This window comes from Acinetobacter sp. ANC 4648 (genome assembly GCF_002135345.1).
Lineage (GTDB): Bacteria > Pseudomonadota > Gammaproteobacteria > Pseudomonadales > Moraxellaceae > Acinetobacter.
In genome coordinates, this window is sequence record NZ_NEGI01000001.1 from 337,763 (window position 1) to 348,859 (window position 11,097).

10 protein-coding genes and 2 tRNA genes are annotated in these 11,097 nt (G+C 39.0%); 5 read left to right on the forward strand and 7 right to left on the reverse strand.

The genetic code is table 11. From position 1 onward, the window contains the following. Positions 1–4: 4 nt before the first annotated feature. The 6 genes from B9T27_RS01580 to B9T27_RS01605 all read right to left on the reverse strand — a co-directional run bounded on the left by B9T27_RS01580 (position 5) and on the right by B9T27_RS01605 (position 7,049). A complete protein-coding gene (locus B9T27_RS01580) occupies positions 5–1,522 on the reverse strand; it encodes a UDP-N-acetylmuramoyl-L-alanyl-D-glutamate--2,6-diaminopimelate ligase (RefSeq protein ID WP_086205109.1) in 1,518 nt (505 codons plus the stop codon). After that, a complete protein-coding gene (ftsI, locus tag B9T27_RS01585) occupies positions 1,509–3,344 on the reverse strand; it encodes a penicillin-binding protein PBP3 (protein WP_086205110.1) in 1,836 nt (611 codons plus the stop codon). The genes B9T27_RS01580 and ftsI overlap by 14 nt, the downstream gene beginning before the upstream one ends. A gap of 10 nt (positions 3,345–3,354) precedes the next feature. After that, positions 3,355–3,699 carry a cell division protein FtsL gene (locus tag B9T27_RS01590; RefSeq protein WP_086205111.1) on the reverse strand — a complete coding sequence of 115 codons (345 nt, stop codon included), beginning with the start codon at positions 3,697–3,699 and terminating at the stop codon, positions 3,355–3,357. After that, on the reverse strand, positions 3,696–4,622 hold the full coding sequence (rsmH, locus tag B9T27_RS01595) for a 16S rRNA (cytosine(1402)-N(4))-methyltransferase RsmH (RefSeq protein ID WP_086205112.1): 927 nt from the start codon (positions 4,620–4,622) through the stop codon (positions 3,696–3,698). Before rsmH ends, B9T27_RS01590 begins: the two co-directional genes overlap by 4 nt. 175 nt (positions 4,623–4,797) lie before the next feature. Continuing rightward, positions 4,798–5,814, reverse strand: a complete 1,017-nt coding sequence (locus B9T27_RS01600) for a sulfate ABC transporter substrate-binding protein (protein ID WP_086205113.1) — start codon at positions 5,812–5,814, stop codon at positions 4,798–4,800. A 236-nt stretch (positions 5,815–6,050) separates the two neighbouring features. Beyond that, positions 6,051–7,049, reverse strand: a complete 999-nt coding sequence (locus tag B9T27_RS01605) for a sulfate ABC transporter substrate-binding protein (RefSeq protein ID WP_322853562.1) — start codon at positions 7,047–7,049, stop codon at positions 6,051–6,053. Between the two features lie 373 nt (positions 7,050–7,422). Here B9T27_RS01605 and B9T27_RS01610 point away from each other — a divergent pair, with 373 nt between their 5' ends. From B9T27_RS01610 to B9T27_RS01630, 5 genes are all read left to right on the forward strand, one after another. Then, a complete protein-coding gene (locus tag B9T27_RS01610) occupies positions 7,423–7,731 on the forward strand; it encodes a hypothetical protein (protein WP_086205114.1) in 309 nt (102 codons plus the stop codon). 129 nt (positions 7,732–7,860) lie between these two features. Then, a complete protein-coding gene (gene gltX, locus B9T27_RS01615) occupies positions 7,861–9,369 on the forward strand; it encodes a glutamate--tRNA ligase (protein WP_086205115.1) in 1,509 nt (502 codons plus the stop codon). Between the two features lie 57 nt (positions 9,370–9,426). Continuing rightward, positions 9,427–9,502 (forward strand) — tRNA-Ala (locus tag B9T27_RS01620). A gap of 32 nt (positions 9,503–9,534) precedes the next feature. Then, a tRNA-Glu gene (locus B9T27_RS01625) sits at positions 9,535–9,610 on the forward strand. Between the two features lie 106 nt (positions 9,611–9,716). After that, positions 9,717–10,058 (forward strand): hypothetical protein, encoded by a 342-nt coding sequence (locus B9T27_RS01630; RefSeq protein WP_086205116.1) that lies wholly within the window; start codon positions 9,717–9,719, stop codon positions 10,056–10,058. A 35-nt stretch (positions 10,059–10,093) separates the two neighbouring features. Here the strand turns inward: B9T27_RS01630 and B9T27_RS01635 are convergent, their stop codons facing one another. Further along, a complete protein-coding gene (locus B9T27_RS01635) occupies positions 10,094–11,038 on the reverse strand; it encodes a cation diffusion facilitator family transporter (protein WP_086205117.1) in 945 nt (314 codons plus the stop codon). Between the last annotated feature and the right edge of the window lie 59 nt (positions 11,039–11,097).

Sequence of the window (11,097 nt, forward strand, 5' to 3'; positions counted from 1 at the left end):
ATTCCTACTGAGCGGGATAAGCTGAATGGGGTTGATGGTGTTGTGCATCTATGGCAGCTTGCACTTCAACCACATCGTCAAACCAATGGCGTACACCATCAATTTCTTGATAGTTTTCATGTCCTTTACCAGCAATCACCACAATATCGCCAGACTGTGCATGTTGGACTGCATATTTAATTGCTTCACGACGATCATGTATTTCATGCACATCATGCTGATTAAAATCAACATCACGCTTCATATCGGCAAAAATTTGTTGTGGATCTTCTGTACGTGGATTATCCGATGTAATCATCACTGGATTCGCTTGCTCTAAAGCAGCCTGGATCATGAGTGGACGTTTACCCCGATCACGATCACCACCGCAACCAAAGACTGCCCAAAGTTGATTTTCAACATGGCGCTTTAGCGTTTTTAGCACTTGCGTCAATGCATCTGGCGTATGTGCATAATCGATAACAAATAAACGATCCTGATCCCGAATCACTTGCATCCGTCCTGGTGCACCTTGTAACTGAGGCACAGTTGCAATCAATTGCTCTAAGTCAAAGCCTGCTTGCTCCGCCACAATTAAACTCGCGACTAGATTTTCAATATTAAAATGCCCCAGTAACGGACTTTGAACTTCAAATTCACCCTGAGCCGTTTTTAATCTAAATATTGCACCATTTAAACTATATTGGATTGCAAAGACCTGATAATTCGCTGCTTGACTGGTCGAATAGGTTAATACTTTAGGATGAGCTAGATTATTGCTTGCTGCATCTATCATCACATGCGCATGCTCATCATCAACATTAATTACAGCAACTTCTAAGGATGGGAACTTAAATAAGCGAGATTTAGCCTCAGCATACACTTCAAGCGTCCCGTGATAATCCAGATGATCACGGCTGAGATTACTGTAGGCTGCAATTTCAATATCACAACCCTGTAATCGACCTTGCTCCAAACCATGTGAACTGGCTTCCAGTGCAGTAAATTCAGCACCTTTTTTGGCAAAATCATGCAATAAATTTTGTAAATGTAAAGCATCCAATGTGGTATGTGACGATGCTTCTAAATGAGGTAAAATTCCATTCCCCGTCGTCCCCATCACTGCACACTTTTGATCTTGCAACGTAAGTAATTCAGCTACTAAACGAGTAATCGTAGTTTTACCATTCGTACCTGTCACCGCCAGAATGCGAGTGGCTGTTACCAGATCAGTCGCTTGTAAATAGTGTTTTTGCCATTCACCCATCCGCTGACGGACATCAGGACAAACTAAAACATGATTCAAGGCTAACTCGGTTTCACTAATAACACCCAAAGCACCTTTTTCTAGTGCAGACTGAGCAAATTGCAGTATTTTTTCCGGTTGAGAATAGCTATTTAAAGCAATAAAAATTTGTCCTGCTTGGATATATCGACTATCCAAGCAAAAGCCCTGAAATGGCTCAAACATCCAAGGCAGTGGGTTTTCTAGGTGATAAATATCTTGAAAATGAATCACTACAATCTTCCTACTTGGATACATTTACCGTTTCGAGCGGTTTGTCTAAAGGAACGTTCATTAAACGCAATGATTCTTGCATAATTTTTGCAAATACGGGTGCGGCGACCAAACCACCATAGTATTGGCCACGCGGATTTTCCACTACCACAATAATGGCTAAACGCGGATCGCTAATCGGTGCAACACCTGCAAATAAAGCACGATATTCCGTATTCGAATAACCACGATGGTCAGGCCGTAATTTATGGGCTGTACCGGTTTTACCACCGACACGATAACCTGGAATATTGGCTTGTTTCGCAGTTCCACCAGGCATCGTCACTTGCTCTAACATGAGGAGCACTTCATCCGCAATTTTAGGTGAAAGTACTTGCTCACCTTTCGGCTGTTCTTGCAATTTATACAGACTAAGTGGATTTTTTACCCCATGATTTGCCAACATGGCATAGCCTTGTGCTAATTGCAGCATGGTGGCATTAATACCATAACCATAAGCCATGGTACCGACTTCAGAAACATTCCATTTACTCGGTGGTAAAATTAAACCACCACTTTCACCAGGGAATTTGACCGCAGAACGTTGTCCAAAACCAATACGTTTAAAGAAGGTTGGTAAGGTTGAATATGGCATCGATAAAGCTATTTTCGCAGAACCGACGTTAGAAGATTTAATGATGACACCCGTGACGGTTAGTGAACCATAATTATGAGTATCACGAATCGTATGATTACCAATGCGCATTGAGCCAGGGCTGGTATTCACCACCGTATTTGGAGTGTATTTACCACTTTCCAGACCAGCTGAGATGGTAAACGGCTTCATGGTCGAGCCAGGTTCAAACATATCAATCGCACCACGATTTCGCATGGCATCTTTATTTTGCAACCCATTTTTATCATTTGGGTTGTACGATGGCCAACTCGCCATCGCTAAAATTTCACCCGTTTTCACATCAACTGCAATCGAAGAAGCCGAGCGCGCATTATTTGCGACCCCTACAGCTGTCAATTCACGATACATAATATATTGCAGCCGTGAATCGATACTGAGGGTCATATTTTCACCCGCAGTCACTTCCTTTACTACTTCAGGAACTTTAACGCGATTACCATGTTTATCACGAGAAATTTTTTGTTCGCCATCCTCTCCCGCCAATTGTTTATTGAGCTGCATTTCCAGCCCTTCAATGCCAGAACCTTCACTATTGGTTAAACCTATAATTTGTGCATTCGGTTGCGGCTGCGGGTAATAGCGTTTATAGGTTTTTTCGGCATATACGCCTGCAAATTTACGTTTTACAATTAAATCTGACTGCGGTGGCGGTACTTCTTTTTTTAAGACTAGATAACGTGAGCGCGGACGATCATTCAGCTTCTTTTTCAAATCTGCACGATCAATTCCAACAGCATCTGCCAGTTCATCCAGATTTAAATTTTCATCCGGTAATTGACGTTTTAATTTACGGCTATGCGGTTCTTGCTTTAACGCTTCTGTTATTTTTACAAATTCGTGCTGGGTTTCAAAATATTCACGTGGATCGATCACCACTTTCATAATCGGTGTGCTAATCGCTAAAGGTACGCCATGGCGATCACTGATCACCCCACGCATTGCTTTGATTTTTTCACTTCTTAGAATATTGGCATTGGCTTTATTTTGCAAAAAATCTTTATTCACAACCTGCACATAAAATGCACGCGCCACCAGCAGGACAAAGCACAATAACACAATGCCCCACATTAAATAAAAACGCCACATTTCTACAGCAATAGTCGATTTTTCTGTAATTGACTGCTGTTTTTTGCGTGGTTGTCGTGTTGGTTTTATTTGCTTATCTGCCATACAGCATGCCTTATTTCTTTTGCTCTGGTTCAGTGGGTAATGAAATGACAACCGTTTGTGCAGCTGGCGGAGAATACATTCTTAATTGTGTCACCGCGCGTGTTCCTATCTGCGCAGTTGCACCAAAGGTTTGCTGTTCAATTAACAATCGCCCCCATTCTGCATTAATATCTTCACGTTCACGCATATAAGAATTTAAATCACGAAAATCATGGCGGTATGAAAAAACCTGCAATACCACCATAAAGGCACTCACCAAAGCGACTCCAACCAAAAAAGTATAAACCAGTGTTTTTTTAACCACCAACTTATTACTTTTCTTGTCTATGTTTTTTTCTATGCTTTCTTCTTTCATTCTTCGCCTTTAGGTTCTAAGCGTTCAGCAACTCTCAGCCATGCACTTCGTGAACGAGGATTTTGTTTCACTTCAGACTCACTGGCACGAATGCGATCTATTTTTTTCAGTCGACGCGTATCTTCTCTTTGTTGTGGCATTCCCCAACTGGTATCTTCACCCAAGGTAGACTCTTTTTGAATAAATTGCTTAATAATACGATCTTCCAGTGAATGGAAACTAATCACAGCCAAACGTGCATGTGCTTTTAACAAATCGACTGCTTGTGGTAAAAAAACATGCACATCATCAAGTTCTTTGTTAATTTCAATACGAATCGCCTGAAAGGTGCGTGTCGCAGCATGTTTATTTTTTTCCCATTTTGGATGAGCAACTTTGACAATCTCGGCCAATTGCGCAGTGGTTTCAATATACCCTGCTTTTTTAATCGCTTTGGCAATACGACGACTATAACGCTCTTCACCATATTGAAAAATTACATTCGCCAGATGTTCTTCATCTACATTCACTAACCATTCAGCTGCGGTCTGTCCCTGTGAATTATCCATACGCATGTCTAAAGGTCCATCTTTCATGAAACTGAAACCACGTTCGGCCTGATCCAATTGCGGTGATGAAACGCCTAAATCAGCCATAATTCCATCAACTTGATAAATACCCAATTGATTCATTTCTTGTTGTAAATCTGCAAAGCTAGCATGAATGATTTTAAATCGAGGATCTTCTTGTTCTAATTGAGCCGCGACTTCCAAGGCTTGAGGATCTTTATCGAATGCATAAACACGCGCATTCGCATCTAGCTTTGAAAGCAATAAACGGGTATGCCCACCACGTCCAAATGTCCCATCAATATAAATTCCTGTATCGCGATCTGCCAGTAAAGCAGCAACAGTTTCATGTAGTAATACAGAAATATGAGACATAAGTTAAAATTCAGTTCAATCAAAAAATGTAACTGAGTATTATCACCTTGTTTTATCAAAGCTCCAAATGACTTTTTGTAGGGAAATATTACTTTTCATAGAGAAAACCGTTTTACACGTCTAAATACAGTAAAAAAGCCTCTAATCAGAGGCTTTTTTAGGTTTCAAATTCAAATTAACGCTTATCGTTATAAATTTGATCAAAAACACCACCATTTACAAAATGTGTTTGCTGGGCCTTTGACCAACCACCAAAGACTTCATCAATGGTAAAGGTTTTTAACTTTGGAAATTGTGCTGAATATTTCGCAAGAACTTGTGCATTGCGCGGACGGTAGAAATGTTTTGCCGCCATATCCTGACCTAAAGGCGAATATAAATAATTAATATAACCTTTTGCTAACCACTGATTTCCATTCTTATCGACCGTTTTATCCACAATGGCAACAGAAGGTTCAGTCAAAATCGACATTGAAGGATAAACAATATCAAACTTATTGCCTAAGCTCTTCTTGCTGATCATCGCCTCATTTTCCCACGTCAACAACACATCACCCATGCCACGTTCAGCAAAAGTTGTCATAGACGCACGTGCAGCAGGATCCATCACTTTGACGTTATGGTACATTTTAGATACGAATTCGCGCGCTTTGGCATCATTTCCACCTGGTTGCTTCAGTGCATAGCCCCAAGCCGATAGATAAATCCAACGTGGTAAACCACCCGTTTTTGGATTTGGCGTAATAATTTGTACACCCGGTTTGATTAAATCCGACCAATCTTTAATTTGCTTAGGATTACCTTTGCGAACCATAAACACGATGGTTGAAGTATAGGGTGCAGAATTATAAGGAAACTCTTTTTGCCAACCAGGATTAATTTGACCTGATTTTACAATCTCATCAATATCATTCGCTAATGCCAGTGTCACCACATCGCCTTTTAAACCATCGACGACTGCACGGGCTTGCTTGCCTGAACCACCATGTGATTGTTTAAATTGCACATCAATACCAGTACGTTGTTTCCAATAAGCACCAAATGACTTATTAAATTCGTCATAAAACTCACGTGTCGCATCATAAGATACATTCAAAAACTCACGGTCAGCCGCTTGTACAGATGTTGTGCTGAGCACAAAACCTGAAACAAGTACTGCCGCACTTAATATCGCTTTAAAATTGATTTTCATTGCAACACAAATATATGATTTTAATTAGGTTAAATATATAAAATATGCTCCTAAACATCAATTCAATAATTTTTAATTTCAGTTTTGTATTACAGAAAAAATATCATAATTCACTGTTTATTTTACAAAAATGCTATGATTTCACCTTATTTCAATTTTATACATTTTTATGCTTTATTTATGAAAAAAAAGAATAACAAGTTGTGTGTGTTTTGCCTTTTAACAAGCAATCAAACTTATTTTTCAGCAGAAATTTGATCATAAATCGCACCATTCACAAAGTGTGTTTTCTGTGCTTTTGCCCAGCCACCAAAAACATCATTAATGGTAAAAAGTTTTATTTTTGGAAATTTAGCCGAATATTTAGCTGCAACCTGTGGATTTCGCGGTCTAAAATTATACTTTGCCGCTAATTCTTGACCTAAAGGTGAATATAAATAATTCAAATATCCTTTAGCCAGATTACGATTTCCATCTTTATCTACAGTCTTATCTACAATTGCGACCGATGGCTCTGCAAGAATTGAAATAGATGGATAAATGACCTGATATTTGTCCTTATCTGGGCCTTGAGTTGCCAATAAAGCTTCATTTTCCCAAGATAATAAAACATCCCCAATATTACGTTCTGCAAATGTGGTTAAAGAGCCGCGAGCACCTGAATCTAAAACTTTGACATTTTTATATAATTTTTTGACCAATTCACGTGCCTTAGCATCCGTACCGCCATTTTGCTTTAATGCATATCCCCATGCAGATAGATAAATCCAACGTGGAGCACCTCCTGTTTTAGGATTGGGTGTAATAATTTCTACCCCATTTTTAGTCAAATCATTCCAATCCTTAATGTTTTTAGGATTTCCTTTACGAACAAGGAAAACAATCGTGGATGTATAAGGAGCTGAGTTATTTGGAAACTCTTTTTGCCAATTTGGATTAATTAAACCAGCATTCACAATTTCATCAATATCATTAGCTAATGCCAGTGTCACAACATCTGCCTGTAAACCATCGACAACTGAACGTGCCTGTTTACCAGAACCACCATGTGATTGCTTAAATTCAACTTCTTGTCCTGTTCGCTTTTTCCAAAACTCACCAAAGCTTTTATTATATTCTTGATAAAATTCACGGGTTGGATCATAAGAAACGTTTAAAAATTCTTTTGCAGCATAACTATTTACGCTCCATAACCCCATCAGACCAATAAAAGTAACTAAAATATTTTTGTTCATTATCGTGTACTATTTTTGAATAATTGAAATGCACTTTAATTTTATTTTTTTAAATACTCAATCTTATCAATATAAAAATAAATGCTTATAAAATCATTATTTTAGATATTAAAAAACCTATAATACTTAGCACTAAATTTTCTAAAAACGAACAAATAATGCTTTATTACCACTCCCCTTCACGATATCTTCATACTTATTTGCTACAAATGTAAAAATCATAAGATTAATGACAAAAAGCAAACCTCGAGTTTGAAATTTGCATTAATTTGTAAAGGAATGTGATGCAGTTGTAGTTTTTATTATTGTTTAAGGTTATTATTTAGCCAAGAATTTAATAAAACAAAAATGACTAGCCTTGGGGTATTTTAAAATGAAGATACAAGTGCATAAAGTGATTGGATTAAGTCTGTGCTTGACTTGCTTTGCACCAATAAGCCAAGCAGCAGTAATTAAAGATAGCCATAAACAACTGCTTTCATCAGTGATAACTGAAAAGCAATCACCGATTGAAAAAGCACTGGCTCAACAAAAACGTGGTGACAACAAACTCGTTTCGGACAATGATCAGCTTAAAGTCCTCACCGCGATCAACAAAGCACCGACCCAGAATTTTTTAGCAGCACAACACCAACGTTTCTCTCGTTTTGTACAAGCACTGTTTCAACCACATGGTTCATAGAAGTATTGTATAAAATTCTTTTCTCCAAGAGAATTTAAAAGCTCAATCGTTTATTGGTCAATTAACCCTTAAGCGTTTGGGCTTTTTCGTTATAATAGATCAAATTTATATTTTGAATAATATTTGACTATGACTGTCCGTACTCGTATTGCTCCTTCTCCTACTGGTTTTCCCCACGTAGGTACTGCGTATATCGCATTGTTTAACTTATGTTTTGCGAAACAGCATGGTGGAGAATTTATTCTTCGTATTGAAGATACTGACCAACTTCGTTCTACCCCTGAATCTGAAAAAATGATTTTAGATTCATTACGTTGGTTAGGTCTGAACTGGTCCGAAGGGCCTGATATTGGCGGACCACACGCACCATATCGCCAATCAGAGCGTATGGATATTTATAAAAATTATGCCTTAGAACTCATTAAAAAAGGCCATGCTTTTTACTGCTTCGCCAGCGCTGAAGAATTAGATCAAATGCGTGTGGAACAACAAGCGCGTGGCGAAAACCCACGTTATGACGGACGTGGGTTATTACTTTCGGCTGAAGAGGTACAACGTCGCCTTGCCGCAGGTGAGGCTCATGTCATCCGAATGAAAGTGCCTACCGAAGGCACTTGTAAATTTGATGACATGCTGCGTGGCGAAGTGGAAATTCCATGGGCGCAAGTTGATATGCAAATTTTGTTAAAAACAGATGGTTTACCAACTTACCATTTGGCAAACGTAGTAGATGACCATTTAATGCAAATCACACATGTGATTCGTGGGGAAGAATGGATTCCATCTGCACCTAAACATCAATTATTGTATCAATACTTTGGCTGGGAAATGCCTGTGCTATGCCACATGCCATTGTTGCGTAACCCCGATAAATCAAAACTATCTAAACGCAAAAATCCAACCTCAATTAACTATTACAAAGATATTGGGGTACTGCCAGAAGCATTATTGAACTATCTCGGTCGTATGGGATGGTCAATGCCAGATGAGCGTGAAAAATTTGCTTTGACTGAAATGATTGAACATTTTGACATCACGCGTGTCTCATTGGGTGGCCCAATCTTTGATGTAGAAAAACTCAACTGGCTGAATGGCCAATGGATTAAAGCACTTTCTCCAGCAGAATTATTAAATACCTTATTGGCTTGGAAAGCAGACCGTAAAACATTAGAGGACATTGCCGCTGCAATACAACCTCGAATTAACTTACTCTCTGAAGCCGTAAATTGGGCAAGTTTTTACTTCAACCAATTCCCACAACTTTCTAAAGAACAATTTGCAAGTAAAAAACTCAGTGAAGAACAAGTTCGTCAGAGCTTACAGTTTGCCATTTGGCGTTTAGAAAGCTTATTTGCGTGGAATAACGAGACAGTTAGCCAAACATTAATGGACTTAGCCAGCCAAATGGACATTAAGCTGCGTGATTTCATGCCAAGCTTCTTTATTGCAATTGCCGGTTCGACCAGTTCAACCCCGGTAATGCAATCGATGGTAACCATTGGTCCAGATTTAACCTTCGCTCGTTTACGTCATGCACTTGAAATTGTCGGCGGCCCGAGTAAAAAAGAAGCGAAAAATTGGGAAAAACTCAATGAAAGCTTAAAATTGCCGAAAAATGATGCAGTTGATGACGTTTAATTAATTTTATTATTGACGTGTGAGCGGAATATCCCTAATATGGCGCTCACACAGACTGGGGTTATAGCTCAGTTGGTAGAGCGCTACAATGGCATTGTAGAGGTCAGGAGTTCGATCCTCCTTGACTCCACCAAGTTATTAGTTTTACCTGTGTTGCCTCGATATGTCCCTATCGTCTAGAGGCCTAGGACATCGCCCTTTCACGGCGGTAACCGGGGTTCGAATCCCCGTAGGGACGCCAAATTCAAAAAAGCCACTGACACATTCAGTGGCTTTTTTATTGCTTTAAATTTTAGATTTAGACCACATTGTTATAGAATTACATCAAAAAGATCTGTGGAGTTGTCATGCAATACCAATGTCCAAAATGCCAAAGTCGTAAAATTTTACCAGTTGCAAGTGCCAGTGAACCAGCTATACGCCCTGTTGTGCCGAAAAGCCTTGTTTTTTTAATCCCATCACTGTTTATACTTTTACTCTTAGTCATTATCAGTATAGCGATGTGGATTTTTGGTAATGGTGCGGGTCAAACTTTGCAAATTGCTACAGTCATTATCTTTATGATCAGTGCCATTGCTGGTGTATTGTTTTGGCGTGATCTACCTGATTTTAAAATTTCCATGCAATCTTTCATGCAAGCCAACAAAGAATGGAAATGTCGTGATTGTGATCACCAATGGAAAATCTAAACTAGTATTATCTTAAGATTTAAATTTGCATCAACTTAATGTTGATGCAAAGACTCATCATCGAGATTAGCACTCGGTTGTTTAGAATGCTGATATGCCATACATTGATCATCTTCAATCTGCAAGGTGACTTCCGCAATCCCATGCTGATGCACCAACATTTCCATCGCATCTTCATATAAAGCTTTCCAATCTGCACAAGGTGCGAGTAAATGCACAGTCAAATGTACATTTTTCGAGGTGATTGCCCAGACTTTAAGCTGATGAATACCTTCCACACCGTCTAATGCCAATAAATCATCACGTAATTTTTCAATATCAATCTCTTCAGGCACACCTTCCAATAGTATGTTAATACTTTGTTTGAGTAACACCCATGTTCTAGGTAACACCCAAAAGCCAATCAATACTGCAATAATTGTATCGACCCACATCCAGCCCGTAAAATAGATGACTGTTGCACCAATAATGACACCGACCGAACCTACTGCATCACTTAAGACTTCTAAATAAGCACCCTTCACATTCAAGCTATCTTGTGAACTTGAAAATAGAATCTTCATTGAAATCAAATTAATGACTAAACCAATAATGGCCACAACCATCATGCCAATACTTTGAATTTCTGGTGGGTGACTAAAGCGCTGATATGCTTCATATAGAATATAAATTGCGACTACGAATAACATTATGGCATTAAACAGCGCGGCTAAAATCTCAAAGCGCTGATAGCCAAAAGTTCGCTTATTGTCGGCAGGTAATTTACCTATTTTAATAGCGACGAGAGCAATAGCCAGCGCCGCAGCATCGGTAAACATATGCGCAGCATCAGACAGCAAGGCTAAACTTTGTGTTACAAAACCAGCAACAATTTCAATAATTAAAAATGTGCTTGTGAGCACCAGAGCAAAAGTCAACTTTTTAGCATTACCTGCTGTAACAACTGCATGACTATGTTCATGCCCATGCTGTCCACTCATCTGTAGACTCCTTATTTTTGTTAAAGATGAATCTGCATTTGGTACAGATTCATCTGTGT